At 43.1% G+C, this 19,683-nt stretch carries 15 protein-coding genes and 2 pseudogenes; 5 read left to right on the forward strand and 12 right to left on the reverse strand.

Annotated features, from left to right (window positions below):
• Nucleotides 1-116 precede the first annotated feature (116 nt).
• Nucleotides 117-875: a cyclase family protein gene (locus tag BAZ21_RS13170; protein WP_068501146.1), complete on the reverse strand. Its 759-nt coding sequence runs from the start codon at nucleotides 873-875 to the stop codon at nucleotides 117-119.
• 391 nt (nucleotides 876-1,266) lie between these two features.
• A pseudogene (locus BAZ21_RS13175) lies at nucleotides 1,267-1,645 on the reverse strand (MerR family transcriptional regulator).
• A 337-nt stretch (nucleotides 1,646-1,982) separates the two neighbouring features.
• On the opposite strand from BAZ21_RS13175, the pseudogene BAZ21_RS29635 reads away from it, so the two are divergent.
• From BAZ21_RS29635 to BAZ21_RS13185, 3 genes and pseudogenes are all read left to right on the forward strand, one after another.
• Nucleotides 1,983-2,090: pseudogene (locus BAZ21_RS29635) on the forward strand (cupin domain-containing protein); the annotation flags it as partial.
• Nucleotides 2,091-2,175: 85 nt separating this feature from the next.
• Nucleotides 2,176-3,216: an NAD(P)-dependent alcohol dehydrogenase gene (locus BAZ21_RS13180; RefSeq protein ID WP_068501150.1), complete on the forward strand. Its 1,041-nt coding sequence runs from the start codon at nucleotides 2,176-2,178 to the stop codon at nucleotides 3,214-3,216.
• 336 nt (nucleotides 3,217-3,552) lie between these two features.
• On the forward strand, nucleotides 3,553-5,124 hold the full coding sequence (locus tag BAZ21_RS13185) for a sensor domain-containing diguanylate cyclase (RefSeq protein ID WP_068501153.1): 1,572 nt from the start codon (nucleotides 3,553-3,555) through the stop codon (nucleotides 5,122-5,124).
• Between the two features lie 378 nt (nucleotides 5,125-5,502).
• On the opposite strand, the gene BAZ21_RS13195 is transcribed toward BAZ21_RS13185, so the two are convergent.
• The 3 genes from BAZ21_RS13195 to BAZ21_RS13205 all read right to left on the reverse strand — a co-directional run bounded on the left by BAZ21_RS13195 (nucleotide 5,503) and on the right by BAZ21_RS13205 (nucleotide 7,811).
• Entirely contained in the window at nucleotides 5,503-5,967 is a 465-nt protein-coding gene (locus BAZ21_RS13195) for a MerR family DNA-binding transcriptional regulator (protein WP_068501158.1), read from the reverse strand.
• Nucleotides 5,968-6,249: 282 nt separating this feature from the next.
• Nucleotides 6,250-6,771 (reverse strand): FAD-dependent oxidoreductase, encoded by a 522-nt coding sequence (locus BAZ21_RS13200; protein ID WP_084011623.1) that lies wholly within the window; start codon nucleotides 6,769-6,771, stop codon nucleotides 6,250-6,252.
• A 143-nt stretch (nucleotides 6,772-6,914) separates the two neighbouring features.
• Nucleotides 6,915-7,811: an AraC family transcriptional regulator gene (locus BAZ21_RS13205; RefSeq protein ID WP_068501162.1), complete on the reverse strand. Its 897-nt coding sequence runs from the start codon at nucleotides 7,809-7,811 to the stop codon at nucleotides 6,915-6,917.
• A 118-nt stretch (nucleotides 7,812-7,929) separates the two neighbouring features.
• On the opposite strand from BAZ21_RS13205, the gene BAZ21_RS13210 reads away from it, so the two are divergent.
• Nucleotides 7,930-8,838, forward strand: coding sequence for an EamA family transporter (locus tag BAZ21_RS13210; protein WP_068501165.1), 909 nt, complete (start codon nucleotides 7,930-7,932; stop codon nucleotides 8,836-8,838).
• Nucleotides 8,839-8,847: 9 nt separating this feature from the next.
• On the opposite strand, the gene BAZ21_RS13215 is transcribed toward BAZ21_RS13210, so the two are convergent.
• The 7 genes from BAZ21_RS13215 to BAZ21_RS13245 all read right to left on the reverse strand — a co-directional run bounded on the left by BAZ21_RS13215 (nucleotide 8,848) and on the right by BAZ21_RS13245 (nucleotide 18,423).
• Nucleotides 8,848-9,945 carry a GerAB/ArcD/ProY family transporter gene (locus BAZ21_RS13215; protein WP_084011625.1) on the reverse strand — a complete coding sequence of 366 codons (1,098 nt, stop codon included), beginning with the start codon at nucleotides 9,943-9,945 and terminating at the stop codon, nucleotides 8,848-8,850.
• Nucleotides 9,946-9,996: 51 nt separating this feature from the next.
• On the reverse strand, nucleotides 9,997-10,218 hold the full coding sequence (locus tag BAZ21_RS13220; RefSeq protein ID WP_068501168.1) for a hypothetical protein: 222 nt from the start codon (nucleotides 10,216-10,218) through the stop codon (nucleotides 9,997-9,999).
• Complete coding sequence (locus BAZ21_RS13225; protein WP_068501171.1) at nucleotides 10,215-11,420, reverse strand: Ger(x)C family spore germination protein; 1,206 nt, start codon at nucleotides 11,418-11,420, stop codon at nucleotides 10,215-10,217. The genes BAZ21_RS13220 and BAZ21_RS13225 overlap by 4 nt, the downstream gene beginning before the upstream one ends.
• A 35-nt stretch (nucleotides 11,421-11,455) precedes the next feature.
• The gene (locus BAZ21_RS13230) at nucleotides 11,456-13,042 is read right to left on the reverse strand and encodes a spore germination protein (RefSeq protein WP_084011627.1); all 1,587 of its coding nucleotides are present in this window, start codon (nucleotides 13,040-13,042) and stop codon (nucleotides 11,456-11,458) included.
• 221 nt (nucleotides 13,043-13,263) lie between these two features.
• Nucleotides 13,264-14,271, reverse strand: coding sequence for a cation diffusion facilitator family transporter (locus BAZ21_RS13235; protein WP_068501175.1), 1,008 nt, complete (start codon nucleotides 14,269-14,271; stop codon nucleotides 13,264-13,266).
• 407 nt (nucleotides 14,272-14,678) lie between these two features.
• Nucleotides 14,679-15,536, reverse strand: coding sequence for a Cof-type HAD-IIB family hydrolase (locus BAZ21_RS13240; RefSeq protein ID WP_068501178.1), 858 nt, complete (start codon nucleotides 15,534-15,536; stop codon nucleotides 14,679-14,681).
• 277 nt (nucleotides 15,537-15,813) lie between these two features.
• The gene (locus BAZ21_RS13245; RefSeq protein ID WP_068501181.1) at nucleotides 15,814-18,423 is read right to left on the reverse strand and encodes a glycosylhydrolase-like jelly roll fold domain-containing protein; all 2,610 of its coding nucleotides are present in this window, start codon (nucleotides 18,421-18,423) and stop codon (nucleotides 15,814-15,816) included.
• A gap of 179 nt (nucleotides 18,424-18,602) precedes the next feature.
• Here BAZ21_RS13245 and BAZ21_RS13250 point away from each other — a divergent pair, with 179 nt between their 5' ends.
• A complete protein-coding gene (locus BAZ21_RS13250; RefSeq protein WP_068501185.1) occupies nucleotides 18,603-19,646 on the forward strand; it encodes an AraC family transcriptional regulator in 1,044 nt (347 codons plus the stop codon).
• Nucleotides 19,647-19,683: the final 37 nt, after the last annotated feature.

Here is a 19,683-nt window from a genome sequence, read left to right on the forward strand (position 1 = left end):
ATAGCCCTTCTATTTGAGGAATATTTACTTGAAAGTTAATTTTTCTGGAGGTCCAAGCAGCTGAGTTTAGTGGTGTATCTAATATTGGATATTGCTGCTGGAACGTTGTCTCCGTTTTATTCCTCTATGATTGCTACGGGACGAGCCCATCCAGCACTCGCTCTTTCCACTTTAACCGGAAAACAGCAAACCTTGAAGCCAAACGGCTTCGGCAGAAGCTCCAAATTGGCCAACTTCTCGATCTGGCAATATTCCCGGTCTTTGCCGACATAGTGTGCTGCCCAAAGGACGCCGTCTCTTGGTTGCTGCTTGTAGGCTTCCGCCTGGAGATTGAGCGGGATATCCCAACCCCATCCGTCAGTACCGACTACCTTAATTCCTTGATCCAGTAACCACATGGTCGCTTCGGCCGAGACACCGGCATGAAGGAATGCATACTTTTCATCATACAGCCGCTTATCCGCATCACTTCGGATAAGCACAATATCGAGCGGCTTAAGCTTGTACCCAATGCGGCTCAGCTCCGCAACCAGATCTTCAGACGTTATCTCATAACCGGGCGGCTTAGAACTAAAATCAAGAAGCACGCCATCAGAAAAAAACCACTCTAGCGGCAGTTCGTCAATCGTTCTAGCCGGTTTACCTTCCGATGTTGGCCAGTAGTGCCAAGGTGCGTCGATATGCGTTCCCGAATGCGTGTTAAGCGTTACGGTTTCGGTAGCCCATGCTTTGCCTTCCGGAAAGTCGTCAGGTTTCAGACCAAGTATTGCTGACGCTTGCATCGCGCCTTCGCTATGGCTCGAATACTCAATCTTTGCTGCTATCGGCTCACGGATGCTAGGGCTTATCGGAACGCTCAAATCAATGAGTCTCATCGCTTTTCCTCTCTTTCGTTTCTTGTCTATAATTTTTCCGGTTCATGGGCATTATACCATATTGCACTTACTATCTGGCGGGCCGTAGTCCTAATAGACAGACGCAGCCGACCAGTGGTACCAAGTTACAGATCCTATCCCACAAACGGAAGAACACTGGGGAAACACAGTCAGTGCCCGTGAAATCGTCGTTTACACTGGCCACGGCACTTCTTACTTAAGCCAATTAATAGACTCCTCATTAAAAATACAATTATTATTTTTATCACGCTGTAAATTAGGAACTAATTCCTTATCCGTATAATCAGCTGAAAATTTTAAAAAAATGCGGTATGTCTGTAGAGGAAATGGACGACCTGAAATGCTTTATCATAATGATTCGGTTACAGCTCTATATTTTGAGGCTAGACTCACTAGCCAATAATCTCCCGTCATAATCCTCAATTTTCCAATCCAATCTCTTTATGGTTTCGTCAATTTCCATCCGTTTTTCTACTAGCTTTTCTCTTTCGTCAGTCAGGATTTTTTTCCGAGCTTCTATGGTACGGTCTCCTTCAATAAATAAAGATGTATATTCAATCAACGCCTCTATCGTCAATCCGGCGCTTCGCATGCATTTTATAAATTCGATCCATTTGATATCCTCTTCAGTGTAGTCACGGACCCCGCTTTCTTTACGGTTTACCGGTGGAATCAAACCAACCTTGTTCATAATATCTGAGTGTTGCTGACGTTAAATCAAACTGTTCTGCCACTTTTGCAATATTCATTTTCTTCACCTCGTATTTTCATTATGTATTGACCTTATCACTTAAAGTTAACTTTAAGCAAGGATTAGAGCTTCAAGCGTAATGGCGTTTTTTGTTTCAAAATTTTCTCTTGTCTTAAAGTGAACTTTAAGGTTTATACTTCAGACAAAACCAAAAAAACGAATGGAGGATGGCGTAAATCGCGATGATATTTTATTCGGTGAAGTTTGGTCAAGAGAGAAGGAACTCTCCCCTCGCGATCGCAGCTTGGTCGGCGTTTAACATCGCTAAAGAAACTTATACAAATTAAGAGAAAGTAGGAATGGAAAGATGGCTGATGAACAGCTAAATCAAAGCACCTATCGGAAACGTAACCTTCGCTCCGGAAGCTCGTAATAACTGGCACTCTCATGAGGCTGGACAAGTTCTATTAGTTACTGGTGGTGAGGGCTGGTACCAAGAAGAAGCTTGGCAATTATGCCTGGAGAAACGAAATGGTTAGAACCTGTGGATAATGAATACATTTAATTCATACAAAGGGGTAGAAAAATATGTGTCAGACTCGTGTTCTGAGTGTACCAAGTGCAAAAGCACATTTTGAAAAGACCACAATTAAGCGTAGAGAATTGCAGCCATATGATGTCTTAATCGATATTAAATTTAGCGGGATTTGCCATTCCGACATTCATAGTGCCCATGATGAATGGGGCGGCGGCATCTTCCCCATGGTTCCTGGCCATGAAATTGCCGGTGTTGTAGAAGCCGTAGGTTCTGAAGTCACTAAGTTTTCTATTGGCGACCGAGTTGGTGTAGGTTGCTATGTAGACTCCTGCAGAGAATGCGAATACTGCCTGCGAGGCGAAGAGCAATTTTGTACAAAAGGTTTTGTCGCCACCTATAATTCCAGAGACTACGACGGTAATCCAACTTATGGTGGATACAGTCAGAAGATTGTTGTAACGGAAGGTTTTGTTGTTCATATTCCGGACAGCCTAGAGCTGGATGTAGCAAGTCCGCTGCTCTGTGCAGGAATCACCACCTATTCTCCTTTGAAGCACTGGAATGCCGGACCTGGCAAAAAAGTAGCTATTTTGGGAATGGGCGGTTTAGGCCATATGGCGATCCAATATGCGCATGCTATGGGTGCTGAGGTCACTGTACTGAGTCGGTCGTTGAATAAAAAAGATGAGGCTTTGAGCTTTGGTGCTGATCATTATTTTGCAACAAGTGATCCAGAGACATTCACTGAATTGGCGGGCCGTTTCGACCTTATATTGAACACTGTATCTGCCAATCTTGACGTAGATGCCTACTTATCAACGCTAAGCATTGACGGAACAATGGTAAACGTGGGTGCACCCAGTAAGCCCGATCAATATAATGTCTTTTCCTTAATAATGGGTCGACGCAGTATTGCTGGCTCACTCGTTGGCGGTATCCGTGAAACTCAAGAGATGCTTGATTTTTCTGCTGAACACGGTATTGTTCCGCAAATCGAAGTCATTGCTGCGGATCAAGTTGACAAAGCTTATGACCGAGTTCTTCGGAGTGACGTTCGTTATCGTTTCGTGATCGACGTATCTACATTGTAATTGTAATATCGAAAAAAAGGGCTGCTCTTGTCTAAAGAGTTAGCCCTTTTTTTCGATATTAATATAAGATGGGGTTACCTAATTTGATCCGGCCTTGCTCTACGGTTAAAATCATATCTAACATTCCACTGCTCTGTCATAGTATTTAACCCCTATTAGGATGAGTAGCCTGCACCACTATACGTGGGAATTTCCGCTTACCTTTACTCCTGTTTCCCATTATACTTATATCATGCATGCTGAAGAATAACAGCCGGAACGATTTTCGTTATGTTGTCCTCCAATATACGAAGAGAATAACATCACGATATACAAACATGTATGGAAGGACTGCCTATGTTTAGATATATGATTGCGAATTTCGCCTTGTTAACAGCGTTCCTTTTTCTCTTCAACCATTTATTCCGGCGCTACTTGATGGAAGACCATCGTACCTTGCGATTTAAGTTGCTTATAGGGATCATGCACGGCTGCTGTGCTCTTCTTCTTCTGTTGTTCAGTTATCAAATAAACGAAACATCCTTTATCGATTTCCGCCATATCGTTGTCATCAGTTCCGCTTATTTTGGGGGGCTGCCTGCTTCTTTAGTGACCGCCTTATTTTTTGTGCTTGGCCGGGCAACATTAGTAGGGACTTTTACGCCTTCACCTGCCAGCATGACGCCATTATTATCGATTACATTAGCTGCCATCGGCAGTGGGATCATTATGCAGGTTGTCAAACGCTATAGGTACCGCTGGTTGCTTTCGGTATTACTGAGTATGACGCTCATTACGATTATGTCGCTTATAAGGGGGATTACAAAAGATACCTATTCCTATTTAGCACTTGTCGGTTTGGGCGGACTTTTCGCAGCATCGTTAATTGCCTTCTTTTCTACAACGAATCGACTAACTAAACAATTGGAGCACAGTGAGCGAAAATACCGTTCCCTACATGCACTTCAAGAAGCGATTTTTCAATCCGCAGTAGGTACGGCTATCATAGCCATCGATTGGCAGGGACAGATCACGCATGCCAATAAGGGTACAGAAAAAATGCTTGGCTACCGGGCCGACGAGCTGATTGGCAAAGAATCTCTTCTGATCTTTCATGACCCGAATGAAGTCGAGGCTTATGGGAAAGAACTATCCGAAAAAATAGGTAAACCCATTTATGGATTAAATGTGTTTTTTTACGGCGCGGCAGAATATGTATCCGAAGGACGAGAATGGTCATATATTCGGAAGGATGGTGCCAGGATAACGGTATTGCTGACATTGTCACCGCTTTTACTGGACGGGAAAACGGTTGGAGTCATTGGGATTGCCAAGGATATTTCCGAAAGAAAGAAAATGGAAGAGCAATTGAAGCAGCTTTCCCTGTTGGATGGACTAACCAAAATTGCAAACCGTCGTTTTTTTGATGAAATGCTCAAACAGGAATGGAAAAATGCAGAGCAGAATGAGAAAGGATTGTCTCTCATTTTCTTTGATATAGATTATTTTAAAGCTTACAACGATCTATACGGACATCAGGCCGGAGACGAATGCTTGCGTAAAGTAACGGCCATCGCCATAAAGACCATCAATCATCCAGCGGCTACAATCGCCCGTTACGGAGGGGAAGAATTTACGGTTATCCTGCCTGATACGAGTGCCAAGCGAGCAGCGCAACTTGCCGAAGATCTGAGATTAGCCATAGAAAATACCGCAATCATTCATAACGGAGCGTACATGAAAGGTGTGGTCACGGTTAGTATTGGTGTCGCAACCTGCTATCCTGATGCCAACAATGTTCCAGAGGAACTGATCGCAAAAGCAGACGAAGCGCTTTACTACGCCAAGGGTCATGGACGCAATCGCATTACTAATTACAAGGAGCTGCCAAAAAAGGCGGGGACGCTTGGGTATGATCGGTACTCCTGATACTGCACGCTCACGAGTTCATCTACGAGCCGGACATTAGTGGTAGTTTTCATAAATCAGCAGCAAGGAAGGACAGGAACAATAGCAAAATCCCCTGTCCTCCGACAGAATAAGAGTCATTAGAGGGATCAGCTTTTTATAATGGGATACAATAAGTGAATGTAATATTTATAACGTTCTTCTTCCATAAGACAAATATAAAAAATTTCATATTTCGTTTCTGCAATTTTGATTTGATGCTTGGTGCAATAATCGTTAACTTGGTTATCAATCCTTTGAGAATAATCGGAGTCCTCAAATGGATTTCCAATGTAGTTATAGCGCAGAGCACGGGGCAACTCAATACGTTCAGCATTTTCGCAAGCGCTCCCTACAATATTAGAGCAATACATTGCTTCTTCTAATCATGACTTCATTTAAACTCATTGAAAAATTCATACCTCTGCAGATATACAAGTATCCGTCTTCGATATACTCTAACTCATTGGGCTTTTCATGAAAACTTTTCAATCTTTCGTTAAACATATTTAAATAATTAATTTTCCTTTGCAAAACCATAATTTCATCAGACATGTCCTGAATATGAGAGTCATTTTGCGAGAGAATTTCATGAATACCGCCAAAACCCAACCTTTGTTTTATGGAAGAAATAGGTACATTTAATTCTCTCAGCATAGTAACATTTCCAAAATTCAAAGTTTCATTTAACGTATAGTAACGATATTTATTTCTTTTTACTATAGAAGGTTTCACAAGACCTTCTTTGTCATAATAACGCACTGTATCAGAGCTTGCATTATGAAATTTGGCAATATCACCCGTTTTAAAAAACTTTTCAGTCATTGCTTTATGACCTCTTTCTGTTATAGATCTGCTCGCTTACAGTAAAAGCATCGTAACGATCCGACTTAACTACAATATTTAGTATACATAATACAGTGATCAATTAAACAAATAATCAGAACGAGACGTTTACACAAAAAGAGCCCAACCAGAATATCCTGATTGGACTAAGTATTGATATAGAAAACTTAAGACAGGGATGCATCCTTACTCATGCTGAGTAATAATTCACTGTACGAAGGATATGGATGAATAGCATCTTTAATGGATTAAAATGGTATATTATAGCTCCGGCTCCAACAACAATAAGATCTTTGGGAAAGTCTTCATTTTAAAAACGTTTTCGTTCGTTAAATAATCTATCTCTTTCAGCCCATTAATGTTTGGAACAAATGCAGAAGACCCTGTACTAATTACGATATGGTCCGCTTTAATTTCCTGGCCTTCCACCATTATAGTGTGAGTATCAACGAATTCTGCAGTTCCATTCATATATTCAATACCGGCTCCGGTTAAAGCTTCAACAGCTTCTCCTTGATGAGCTTTTTCTGTCAGTCTCCTTACTTCGTTTAAAATCTCACCCGAGTTGATCTCCACATGACCATACTTCTTTGCTGTGTAAATCTCTTCAGCAATTTGGATAAGAGCCTTACTTGGAATACAACCTGCCCACGTACATTCACCACCGGGTTTGAATTTTTCTATAAGAAGCACTTTCTTTTCCAACTCCGCAGCTTTAAATGAAGCATTTAACCCTCCAGCACCTGCACCAATAACGACAAGTTCGTAGTGTCTGTTCTCCAGTTTTCAAGTCCCCTTTACTTAGTGATCTTACTTTAAGGAGGAGTATAAACTATGGAGCAACTCAATAGTCAACGTTCCTTTTCGTACCAATGTGCTTACAAATCGGTCGCTTTTTAAGATAAAGATATTATCGTTTTGTCTCCTCATTCAATGAATTCATTATTTTTATATTTTTTGTATGCTAATGGTGTCATGTTCATTGACTTTCGGAAATGATTAATGAAGTAGCTTGTGCTATTAAATCCTACTTGATAAGCAACATCTGTGACATTGCATTCGGCTTGTTGAAGCAAAATTAAGCTTTTTTGAATTCGATAATCCAATACATAATGTAAAGGTGTCTTCTTTAAAATTCGTTTGAAATATCGGCAGCATTCGGACCGACTTAATTGCCCAGCTCGTGCGATGTCGTCTAAAAGAATTTTCTCAGCATAATGCAGGTGAATCCAGTTCAGCATCTCCTTCATTCGAAGATTCTTCAACATTTCTGTTTGTTCATACTCCAGTTGAAAGCCGTTAACAATCAAATTTCTCCAAATCAACGTTAGCTGTACGGTAATGTCCATTTCATAGTAGGGTGGATTTTGCTGAATCAGCTGATTGATTTTTAAAATAGCGCTTAGAATGTTTTTGCCCCAAAGCTCCTTTGTATTCAAGTGTATGTAAGGTAAATTAGTTGCTTGGATATAGGGATATACATAGGCTGTATAAAGTTCTTGTGATAGTACAAAGTTTGGAGAAACATTTAAACAAATATAGATGCAGCCCGAATCATTCTTGTCTGTCGCCATGTGCAGACAGCCGCTATTTATGAACAAACCCTCCCCTTCGTGAATCGTAATTTTTTCTTCTCGTATTTGGAAGATGGCTTGTCCTTTTAAGATCAAAACAAATTGAAATTCCTCATGCCAATGAAGTGGTATATATCCATTTATATTTTGGCTAATCGTTGTTTCGTAACATGCAATCGGCAACACAACGGTACGATGCTCAGTTAGCTCTTTTAAATCCTGGTCAATCATGAAATTCTTTATTTGCATCTTGCCACCTCAATATATTTATACTTTTCCATTCGATTTAGATATTTATTTAACGATTTTTCACTTATCATGTGAAGTATAATATACTATTTTTATATTTTATGATGGAGAGTTGATTATGAATAGAGGAAAAGGAATATTTCTCATTATAACCGGAGCGATATTTTGGGGAATTGGTGGCACCGTTGCCAAAAAGCTGTTTCAACAATACGCCATTGACGTGAATTGGCTTGTTACGATTCGATTACTCATTGCAGGTTTATTACTCCTGTCAGTTCAATTTGTTGGAAAAGACCGTGCTCAGATTTTTGGGATCTGGAAAAATAAAAAGACATCGTTTCACCTCATAATATTTGGATTAGTCGGTATGCTTGGGGTTCAATACACCTATATGGCATCCATTAAACATGGTAATGCTGCTGTAGCAACGTTATTACAATATTTAGCACCTGTAATGATTATTGTTTACTTATTCATCAGTAGACAATCTACTCTAACAAGAAAAGATGTGTTCACCGTTTCGCTCGCTCTAGTTGGCTGCTTTTTCTTATTAACCAACGGCTCATTCTCGCAATTATCTGTGCCGCCAGTTGCGATCGTTTGGGGAATTTTATCTGGGCTTGCGCTTGCATTTTATACTTTATATGCTGTTCCTTTACTGAAGCAATACAATTCCTTGGTCATTGTTGGCTGGGCTATGATTATCGGGGGAGTCGCATTAAGTTTTATCCACCCACCTTGGCAAATGGATTTTAAGAACTTAACACCAGAAACCTACTTTTATTTGATTTTCATTATCATTTTTGGTACTATGCTTTCTTTTTGGTTTTATATAGAAAGTTTAAACAGTCTATCGCCGAAAGAGTCGAGTCTTTTAGGAAGCTTAGAACCACTAGCGGCTGTGTTAACAACAGTCTTTTGGTTAAAAGATTCCCTTGGAATGTTTCAATGGATTGGCACAATCTGCATCATTATAATGATTCTATTTTTGGCTTTTAATAAAGAATCTTCCACAAACAACACATGAGCAGCAACATCAGCCTTCTTTTCGGCTTGTTTTTCGTTTGCGCAAGGAGGCGACGGCCAGCAATAATAGCGGAATAAGCAGATAAGTCGATAGGATGTGGAATGGAACTGCCGATCTCACCAAAAATCCGAAGACCGGAAAATTGGGTACATCCCAAATGCCTATGATCAGACTGAGCAGAGCGAGCGGAAAAACAATCGGACGGTAGTCCGCTAACTGAAAACATTGTGCAAAAGAAAGTGTTGCAGCGTAAAGAAAGATGCCAACCTGCAGGAAATTTCCGATAACCCACATCGCCAGAAGCAATGATTCCAGATTTTCCAGGAAAGAACCGACGCTGACATAACGAAAAGCGATGAGAATCGGGTACACTCTACTCCCCAAGTTCGGCCCCAGCAAAAATAAGGCGATCAGGCTGGAATAAGTCAGAAACAAAACAATGCTGATCATCGATATGTATCCCCATTTCCTCCCCTTCTCTGGATCCGTCACATAGGGCAAAAAAAAGGTCATCAGGAATAATTCGTTCATCCAACCCATCATCGAGAAGGACCCTTTGATGACCGGGATTACCCCATGATTCAGGACCGGAAATATGGCTTTGACATCCAAATCGGGAAGCAGCAGCAGCAGAAAAAAGACAGGGAAAATAAACACTGGTAAAAAAATGACAGTGCTCCTGGCCAGCGTCTCCACACCGCCGTGAACGGCGATCGCGCTAAGCAAGATCAAGGATCCCATTATGATCAATAAGGGAGTTTTATACAAAAAATTGCCTGTGACAAATTCCGCATATTGCCGGGTGATCCCCCCGGTGGCATGCAGATTGTAAGTGATATAGGCGAGGCCGATGACTTTTCCGGGAATTTTACCGAGAATCTGTTCGCTGTACTGGACAACCGTCTGCCCTGGATAAAGCTCATGCAATTGGGTCACGGTATAAACGGTAATCAAACCTGTCAGAGCGGCCAATATTCCCGTAAGCCAAAGATCATTTTGGGCAAATTGGGCCGTTATGGTCGGCAAAACAAGAAAACCGGAAGCCAGCACAGTTGGATACATCATGAGTCCCATTTGAAAAGCTGATATTTTCCCCTTCTCCAACATGTTCCTTCACCTCCGCCTTAAGTTAGTCCTGTCCCTTCGTATAAAGATCGGTTACGGTTCCGTTAGACCCCGAAATGGCTTGAAAATGAACAGAAGCACTGTAGTTGGCCCGGGCGTATTGGGCAGGTCCAGCATGGATAGGATCCAAACCAGGAGCAGCAGCGATACGAATACAGCTTTATCCTTTACCGGCTTTGCTTTTAGTTTCGGCCACTCGAAACGGGTAATCAGCAGCACGGAGATCGTAATGAAGCAGAAAAAATACCATCTCATTTCTTTTTTACCTCTTCCTTGGGCACTCCTTCTGGAGAGCTGATTAATCCAGGTCTAAGAATCTTTGCTTCAATTTCCGTGTTGACTTCAACTTTGGAAAACTGCTCATCCCATCGGTCCTTCATCTTCTCCCATTGCTTGGGATACTTTCGTTGAAATGTCTGGGCGAAATTAAAAACGTCCGTCTTGTGCCGCCGTTGAACCTCATAAAGCGCCGACTCGATTCGTTTTCTTACATCATCCTTGAATCCCTTGCTTATAACAGCGAGCAGATGCGGATTCATGGGATCCATTATAGTGCCATTTTGTATAATGTCCCCTTCTGTTCTAACCCGGACCGTCATCTTCCAGGTTTCGCCTTCAATCTTTGGAATCAGCTTGACGTTCGCCTTTACCGGTTTTAAAGACATTAGTCCTTCCGATCCCTCCGGTTTAAACACAACCGTATATCCTTTGACTTCATTCCTCAGCCACAGGATACCCCTTGTGACTCTTTCTGAAATTTGCCCCACCATTTTGTCATTTTTGAATACAGCGCTCCCCAGCAGGTACGGAATAGTTTGAAACGGCCCGGCTGATTGGGGTTTCGGTAGGATATAGATCATCGGTAGAATAGCCGTCCGGGAATCTCCACTTAACATAAGGCTCAACTGGTGCATCGTCACCCGTATCCCAATCCGCAAATCGGACAGCTTCCGCAGCACCTCGGCCGAGGAATTTTCGATTGGCGGAAACAACTCAAGCGCTGATGCCGCTTCTCCTTTACTTACGAACATATAGGCCCGCTCTCTCGTCTCAGGAAAACGGATTAGGAAATCGAGATGTTCACGGATCCCCGCCCTGGCCACGGATTCGCTAAATATATAGATTCTGCATTGCCCCCAAAACATCTCCCTGGGGATTACCCGTTGCAGCTTGGACAGAGCATCCGTGATGTCAAAACCTGTTTCCGATCGGACGGACGTCCTTCTTGCCGCTCCGCCTCCCGTAGCGCCGCCCCCTGTCGTTCCACCTCCAGACTGATTCTGCGGAAGGACGAATTGTACGGTCGCGCGAACCTGATTATTCTCCACCTTGTCGAATGCGAGCGCTGTAATCAGCGCCAAGTCATTAAGCTCTGTGCGATCCCAGCAGCCTCCCAGCACAAGCAGCAGCGGGATGAAAACCGCTGTTTTTATCCATGTCCTTATCCATGTCTTCATCCATCCGACTCTCCTTTGCCAGGTGTTTGTTTCGGCTACTCGCTGTTCTCGCGGGCTGGATCAGGCTTTTGACCGGCTGGCTGCCGATATTTGTCATACGTTCCCGTAAAGCGCGGGCGTGTGTTCAATTTCCACCAGGGAGCTCTGACCAGAACATCTCTCCATTCATTCAACTTGGGAGTGCTGACTTCGGACAGATAGGGGACGCCAAATGAGCGCAAGCTGCACATATGCAGAACTATAGCGATGATCCCCATAACCACGCCGACAAGCCCCAGGCTTCCGGCAAGAAAAATTAATGGAAAACGCAGCAGCCTGATGGCAATGCCGGCGATGTAACGCGGAACCATAAATGAAGAGATCCCCGTAATCGCAACCACAATAACCATGGGCGCGGACACAAGTCCTGCCTGTACAGCCGCCTGACCGATGACCAGCGCTCCGACTATGCTGACAGCGGCGCCAACCTGCTTGGGCAACCGCACGCCCGCTTCACGCAACGCTTCAAAGGTGACCTCCATCATCAACGCTTCGATTAACGCCGGAAAAGGCACCTGCTCCCGGGAACTTGCCATACTGACAAGCAAAGAGCCTGGCACCATCTCTTGATGAAAAGTAAGCACCGCCACATATACTGATGGAAGCAGGAGAGAGGTCGCTATAAAGAAATAGCGCAGCCAACGAATGACGGTGGAGATCAGGGACCGCTGATAATAATCTTCATGCGACTGAATTAACGAAAAAAAAGTGACCGGGGCGACCAAGGCAAACGGCGTTCCTTCTGTTAAAATCGCCACCCTCCCTTCCAGCAAACAACCGGAGACGACATCAGGCCGTTCCGTGCTGAGCAATTGCGGAAAGGGAGAATACGGATGGTCCTCAATCATTTCCTCGATATAACCGCTTTCCAGGATTCCGTCGATCCGTATACGCATGAGCCGGTTGCGTATTTCCTCCACCAGCGTCTTGTCCACAAGTCCTTCAATATAAGCCAGGACAATATTCGTTTGGGTATATTCGCCGATTCTCGTCGCTTCCATTTTAAGCAGCGGGCTTTTAATAATGCGCCGGATTTGGGAAGTATTGGTCCGCAAGGTTTCGGTAAATCCCTCACGCGGCCCCCTAATCCCCACTTCTGCCGAAGGCTCTTCGACGGAGCGTTTCTCCCATTTCGTCAATCCGAAGCCAAAGCCGGAAGTATAGTTGTCAGACAGCAGGATCGTATATCCGTTCGAAAGATATTCGATGCACTTGGCAAACGTCGTGAATTCTCTCGCTTGTATTGCCGATACTTTCCGTTCAATAAGCTGCCTGATATCATCGTTGTCACCGGCTGCCTCCTGCATGAAAGGAGCAATAACATGCCGTTCGATCGCTTCGGAATCGGCCAAACCTTCAATATACACTAACAAGGCGTTTGTTCTTCCGCCGACCAGGAAGGAACGGTAAACTACATCCGAACAATTGTCGTAAAGCAAACGAAGGCGGAGCTCATTTTGCCGCAAATCCGGATAAAGCTGCTTTGCCTGTGGAGCCTCAACCCTTTCCCGCTGAATCTGCCTTCCATTCAATTGGATTCCGGTCGGTTTGAACAGTTTTCTGATTATGCGGAGTTTTCTCATGGAGATTAAATCCTTTCAAACCACCCTGGTTTTATATATAAAATCACCCAAATATTTTAGGTTTATTCATTGTTAACCGATAATGGACGCCGGGTTTGCACAAAATGGATTTCGCTTTTTTCTTCATTACCTCATGAATGATCAGAGGTACATTGACCTGATTTAGTCTTTTAATATAGCAGAAGAGACCTACGTCACGTAGATCTCTTCTGGACTTCTTGTTAGTGATGTTCAATATGACACTGGATTCCCGGTCTATCAATCTGTATTGTAATATGCTTGATCTCGTATTGCTCTTTCAACAACTTCTGTGCCCGTTCCAATACAACACTGTTGTACATTGGATCTTGAATGATGATATGACAACTCAGCAACGGAACATCCGATGATAACGCCCATACATGGAGATCGTGCACTTCAACCACATGCTCAAGCTCAAGCAGGGATTGCTTAATTTGATCTGTGCTCATATTCAGCGGCGTACCTTCCATCAGAATATGTATGGAGTCCCGAGTCACCCGATAAGCACTGATGATCACCAGAATCGCCACCAATATACTGGCAATCGGATCAGCCAAATTCCAGCCAAAGAACATAATCAACAATGCAGCCACAATTGCACCTACAGAGCCTAGTAAATCCCCTAGTACGTGTAGAAAAGCACTGCGAATATTGAGATTTTCAGATGTATCTCCTCTCATGAGGATAAAAGCAGCAGCTATATTGACCAGCAAGCCAATAACTGCGATTGTCAACATTCCTGAAGTCATGATTCCCGGTGGGTTAGAAAGCCGTTCGAAAGCTTCCCAGAAAATATAAATCGATATCAGGGCAAGCGCTAAGCCATTAATAAAAGCGGCCAGTACTTCAAATCGTTTGTATCCAAACGTCTTTGACTTGCTCGCTTGCCGTTGTCCCCAGGTCATCGCCAGATAGCTTAACCCCAATGCACCCGCATCACTCAACATATGTCCCGCATCAGATAACAGTGCCAGGCTGTTAGTCAGTAATCCACCAATAAACTCAATGATCATATAACCAGCAATTAAAAAGAATGATAGCTTCAAAGCATTTTTGTTCGCTCCATGTCCATGAGAATGCCCGTGGCTATGGGAGTGTCCATGCCCGTGAGCATGTGAATGCTTACTGTCTTTAGAATGATTGTGTTGATCATGCTGGTTGCAACCATGTTCATTATTATGGTTGTATGTGTGGCTTTTCTTACTCATCTACCTACGCCTCTCTTCTATAAGATTCTAATAATCCACTATTTATATCAATATATGAGCACTTGTTCATGTGTATTATATGTAATCTAAATGTAATTTGCAAGAATAATATGAATCCCAAGTATTCATGGTTTTTCTAATCGGATCGCTGATTTCATATTGATTAGTATCTCTATAAGATGAATCTTTTATGCTTTGACAATATATCATACACGAACGAGCCGGAACTGCTTTTGCTCTTTTTATTGGACATATGGACATTGATACTAAAAAAGCTTGAGGACAGGTCCCCAAGCTTCATGGAATAAAATATGCGTTCAACTAACAAATCCCATTCACTTCCACGCTCGATTGTATCATAATTGACTGCATAATCATCGCCTGCACGGTGGCAAAACACCGTTAATTTATTCAGATATCAAACCGTATTTTACAAAGCTTTTATACAATCCATCTTCCTCAACGCTGCCAGTAATATCATTTGCAATTTCTATCAAACCCGGCTTTGCATTGCCCATAGCAATACCTACAGCGCAATATTCGAGCATCTCGGCATCGTTCATTCCGTCCCCAATGGCAATCGTCTGTTCCTGGGGCAGGCTCAAATGATTCAGCAAATCTGCAATGGCGATTGCCTTGTGGATGCCAGGGATCATCATTTCCCCGCTGTCCTTACCAAAGATCGGAACGGTGCACTGGATGACCTCAAATTTCCCCTGGAATTCTTCCTTGATGCGTTCAAAGGGTACAGCACTTTCCAGAAAGCAAACCTTATTGACATCGTCTTTATACAAATCAGTCTCTCCATAAGTCAAACCCGCGATAAATGGATGAGGGGAACGCTCCATTTTTTCTCTAGCCACAGGGTCGTTCTCCACATCCCCATAGATCCGTCTCTCCAAATGAGGTCTTAAATTATGGCTAGCATAGAGCGCTGAATTGGATTCCAGATAAAAATCAATTCCATGTATATTAAAGAAATCCACCATCTGCCTAACATCCTCAGGCGTGACTTTTTTATGATAAAGAATCTCGTTCCCGGACTCTACATATCCCCCTCCTGCTCCAATAAGACCATCAAATCCGATATCCCAAATGGCATCGTAGATTTCAGCTTTTGAACGGCCTGTACACAGATAAAGCAGATGACCGTTCTCGCGTGCTATTTTGCAGGCATTCTGTGCCGATTCAGGCACCATGCCATCATCACCGACAAGTGTTCCGTCAATATCGATAAACACAATTTTTTGAGTATCTCTATCCATTAGTATGCTGTCTCCCCTGTTTAAACGAATGATGTTTAATGAGATGATTGTTGTTTGTTCTACAATTACACTGTAATTTGTGTAACGCATTACATGTCAAATTTTTTTTGATCAATATAAGTTCTTATCCTCTGAACCCTAATTTATTTTCACAAGATGGGCATTATAAAAGCAGCCGAATGATCGGCTGCCTGAATCTTACATGCTAAGCTCTTCAATTAGGCGTATTCATTTCACCGCCTTTATTTAACACCGAAACTATTGTTTTCCCTGGTGTCTACTCTGCTAAACATGATTTCAATAAACGTACCGGTCCAAGCAGCCCTGTCGGCTCCTGAATCATGTATTGGGACAAGAAATCCTGCTCCTGCTTGCCGAGGTTGTTAGTGACTTCAATAATGATTTCATTCTTCCCCTTACGCAGTGCATCTCCAACTTCAAAGATATAAGGTGGACAGATTTTCACTCCCAGATATCGACCGTTGATTGTTACCTCGGCTACCTCGTATACACGACCCAAGTCGATTCGGACGTCTTCGACTTCTTCTTCCAGATGGATCGACAGCTCATAACGTACTGTTCCGGAGAATCGTTCACGCCCTTCCAATCTGGAGATATCCTGAAGAGAGCCCAGAACATTTTGAGATGAAAAATGAGGATAAGCTTCGGCCGTCGAAAAGGAAATGTTCCAAGGGCCGCTGATGTTGGCCAGTTCTTTTACTGTTTCTCCGCTTGCTTCAACAGCCTCTTCACTTTCAAATACCACGATCGACTCATATGGATGCAACGTGAGAGATACAATCCTTTTTCCATTTTCCAAGGCTTGAGGAATGGACTTCAGACGGTTATCAAAGCCATCGTAAGCGGCAACCTGCTTCCCATTGCTTAAAGTTACCTTTGTCTCAATGATCCGGTAAGGGTCTTCATTGAAGAACATATATAGATTTCCATCCTCTTGCCGGTAGTGATAGTAACGAAGATAAGGCTGAAACTCCGATGTCTGGATATCACTAATTCCTTCTTTCTGGAGCTGGACCGCAAAATCACTTAAATTTTTAATAGCTGCTCCTGCCAGAAGCAGAGGATCTACCGCTTCTCCGTACTCATTACGCACGGGCAATCCGTCAATAAAATAGACCGGGATGCCGGCATCCGTAAGTGTCTTGACTTGCGTCAGCAGTGTTTGTGGTAAAGCTTCCGCATAGGGGATGACGAGAACCCTGAATGCTTTCCCATTGATCTTGTATTGATTTCCCTCGGGTTCAGCCTCCACAATCAGATCGACAGGAATCACATCAAAATCAATTTGATGCTGCATAAGCTCACGGGCAGGCTTTTGGAATAGCATATAGTCTCCAAGCCACTCCGCTTCCGCATGATAAAGCAGTCCTACAGGAGCAATATGCTCCCCCTCATTCAACAGGTGGCTGACACGGTTGAGGTAATTGAACAGCTCCCTCATGAACCGATATTGCGGATTATGTCCCCTCGCATCCAAATGTGGCGGGCAATCGGGGTCCGGAAATTCCTTCGGCGAAAAAGCATGAGGAACAAAATGGGTGACGCCCCGGACCAGCATATGATCCGTTATCCATTTCATCAGCTTAATGCCTTCCGCCCAACCATAGGCTCCGTATACTTCACACAGGGTGCGGTTGTTTTTCTTGGGATCGAGGTGCCCCAAGGATGTGCCCATTTTGGCAAGTCCATAATGGAAAAACTCACCGTCCCATCCTTTAGCGGTCATGGATTTGAACGGTCCTTTGTCCATTCCGGGCATAATTTGATTTAACACCACATCAATACCGGACATATCTTGTTCCCAAATGGCTCTGAAGAAATGTCCTGCTCCACATCCAAGGCGAGCATGCGCATTGTTGTCTTCGATCAGATGACCGATATATTCAACACCATGCTCACGGCACCAGACCGCCAATGTACCAGTAAAGGACTCACCGTACATACGGCTGATCATATCCATATATTTATAGCGAATCGAGTGCTCGGTTCCTTGTCCCTCTACCGTGGACAGCAGCGGAAGCTGAAGTCGCTCCTCAGGTGTAAATTTTTCGAGAAGTCCTTCTTTCCAGGGGAAAACCATTTCGGCTCTGCCGATGGACCCAAACGCGCCATGCATATTTCCAAAACGCGGCTCATCCGAAAAAAAGCCGGCGAACGTTTTTCCAAAATCATGTTTATAATGCTGGTAATGAGGTTCATATACCTCCTCAATCAATACTTTTACCGCTTCCGGATCTAGCGGGTTTAAATATCCATCCGTATGGGGTTCTCCCCCATGCACTGTCTGCAGCATAATGAATATCCGCCAGTCCCCTTCCGGTATGTCCCAATACAAAACTCCGTTTTTCTCAAAAGAGGTCACATCCTGCAGAGTTAAAGGATCTACGCTGTTCTCTCCAGTTCGGCGAGCAGCAACGATCCCCAAAATTTCATCTTGAATCGGGACTGGTTTCAAATCAAGACTCATCCGATTACCAGGGCTGCCCCATTTCACCAGAAAAGAGGAGTCCTTCAGAGGGCCCACAAAATCCAACTGGTGAATTTTCAAATATTTTTTGGCATGCTGCGGATAGTCAGAAACGATTTTACCGTTGGCATAACCTGTAGGAAAATGAGAATCATCCAGGAGCCATACCTTCATGCCCCGGTTGCGAGCCTCATCCATGATGATATCCATATCTCTCCACCAAAGTTCGCCAACAAAATCCGGATGTGGTCTGGACTCCACACACAAAGCCTGAATGCCGGCATCCTGAACTTTACCTACGGCTTCTCTAAGAATCTTTTCTTCTTCACCATGAATCCAAAACAGCGGAAAAATATAATTGTCCTGCTTATTTTCCAAGACATCAGTCAGCCTTTTCATAACACACCCATCCCATCAATTTGATTTATCATCTAAGTACTGTCTGTTTATTTTCAAGATGATCTTGAGTTCAATTTTATGATAACAAAGGTAGCCTTGACTTTAATATCTTCTTAACTTAAGGATTTGACTTACTAAACTTAATCTTCTATAGTGATAGCTGCAGAGGTGAATCAAACATGTATCGTGAAGAGCTCAGGCAACGTCTTATGGAAATGTCGGAAAGCGAACTCCGACATAAAGAGAACCCCGATAGTGGACTTCAAATGTACGAAAAAATGAGAACAACGACTAGTGTATCCGAAGAGCCAGTGTACCTATTTGAATTCGATAATGACTCGCTTCACAGTCAACGGAATTCGAAATTTCCGGAAAATGCATTTAACAAATTACAAATCAATCAAATGTCGATTCGCCAGCATTCCAGATACTCCAAAATTCCCGTTCACATTCACAGCTACGTGGAGATTAATTATGTTTATGCCGGTCAGTGTAAGCAGCTAATTAATGGGCAGCATATCACCCTTCAAGAAGGTGATCTTTGTATGCTCGATACCAATGTGCCCCACACCATTTTAGAAACAACAGAGGAAGATATAATTATAAATTTCATTATGCTCAAGCCTTATTTTACAACTTCTTTTTTAAGCAGGCTGGCAAGCACGGGAATCATTTCCCAATTCATTATCAATGCGGTTTCCCAGATTCAGGACCACAACCGCTATATTATTTTTCATACCGGTAACGAAATCTCTTTTAAAGAAACCATGGAGAATCTGATGTGCGAATCATTTGATCCCAACATGTACTCCAAGGAAATCATCGATTCCTATATGGTTATCATGTTTAGCAAGCTTTTGCAGACATTCCAAGGGAATCAGGAAAAACAATACATTGAAAATCCTTCCCGAACCAATCTGATTGAAATTTTGAAGTATCTCGAAGATCATTACAAGGAAGCAACATTAGCTGCTACAGCTAAGCATTTCAACTTCCACCCCAACTATTTGAGTGCTTATCTAAGGAAGGCCACAGGCAGAACATTTAAGGAAATGATTCAAATCCAGCGATTAACAAGCGCAGCCATGCTTCTAACGAACACTTCATTGACGGTTAACGAAGTGGCTAATGAAGTCGGTTATAACAATCTCGGCTTTTTCTATAAAAAGTTCACTTCCTTTTTCGGTCAAACCCCCAGCGATTACCGTAAAAAATACAGATAGCTGACTGGCTGGCAGCAAGCTAGCCAGTCAAGCCTCT

Origin of the sequence: Paenibacillus kribbensis, from assembly GCF_001705305.1 — a bacterium.
GTDB classification, from domain to species: Bacteria; Bacillota; Bacilli; order Paenibacillales; family Paenibacillaceae; genus Paenibacillus; species Paenibacillus kribbensis_B.

What these genes read in the sequence shown, in the direction of transcription:
- BAZ21_RS13170 (WP_068501146.1), bottom strand. Translation starts at nt 875, where the DNA reads ATGAGACTCATTGATTTGAGCGTTCCGATAAGCCCTAGCATCCGTGAG.
- BAZ21_RS13180 (WP_068501150.1), top strand. Translation starts at nt 2,176, where the DNA reads ATGTGTCAGACTCGTGTTCTGAGTGTACCAAGTGCAAAAGCACATTTT.
- BAZ21_RS13185 (WP_068501153.1), top strand. Translation starts at nt 3,553, where the DNA reads ATGTTTAGATATATGATTGCGAATTTCGCCTTGTTAACAGCGTTCCTT.
- BAZ21_RS13195 (WP_068501158.1), bottom strand. Translation starts at nt 5,967, where the DNA reads ATGACTGAAAAGTTTTTTAAAACGGGTGATATTGCCAAATTTCATAAT.
- BAZ21_RS13205 (WP_068501162.1), bottom strand. Translation starts at nt 7,811, where the DNA reads ATGCAAATAAAGAATTTCATGATTGACCAGGATTTAAAAGAGCTAACT.
- BAZ21_RS13210 (WP_068501165.1), top strand. Translation starts at nt 7,930, where the DNA reads ATGAATAGAGGAAAAGGAATATTTCTCATTATAACCGGAGCGATATTT.
- BAZ21_RS13215 (WP_084011625.1), bottom strand. Translation starts at nt 9,945, where the DNA reads ATGTTGGAGAAGGGGAAAATATCAGCTTTTCAAATGGGACTCATGATG.
- BAZ21_RS13220 (WP_068501168.1), bottom strand. Translation starts at nt 10,218, where the DNA reads ATGAGATGGTATTTTTTCTGCTTCATTACGATCTCCGTGCTGCTGATT.
- BAZ21_RS13225 (WP_068501171.1), bottom strand. Translation starts at nt 11,420, where the DNA reads ATGAAGACATGGATAAGGACATGGATAAAAACAGCGGTTTTCATCCCG.
- BAZ21_RS13230 (WP_084011627.1), bottom strand. Translation starts at nt 13,042, where the DNA reads ATGAGAAAACTCCGCATAATCAGAAAACTGTTCAAACCGACCGGAATC.
- BAZ21_RS13235 (WP_068501175.1), bottom strand. Translation starts at nt 14,271, where the DNA reads ATGAGTAAGAAAAGCCACACATACAACCATAATAATGAACATGGTTGC.
- BAZ21_RS13240 (WP_068501178.1), bottom strand. Translation starts at nt 15,536, where the DNA reads ATGGATAGAGATACTCAAAAAATTGTGTTTATCGATATTGACGGAACA.
- BAZ21_RS13245 (WP_068501181.1), bottom strand. Translation starts at nt 18,423, where the DNA reads ATGAAAAGGCTGACTGATGTCTTGGAAAATAAGCAGGACAATTATATT.
- BAZ21_RS13250 (WP_068501185.1), top strand. Translation starts at nt 18,603, where the DNA reads ATGTATCGTGAAGAGCTCAGGCAACGTCTTATGGAAATGTCGGAAAGC.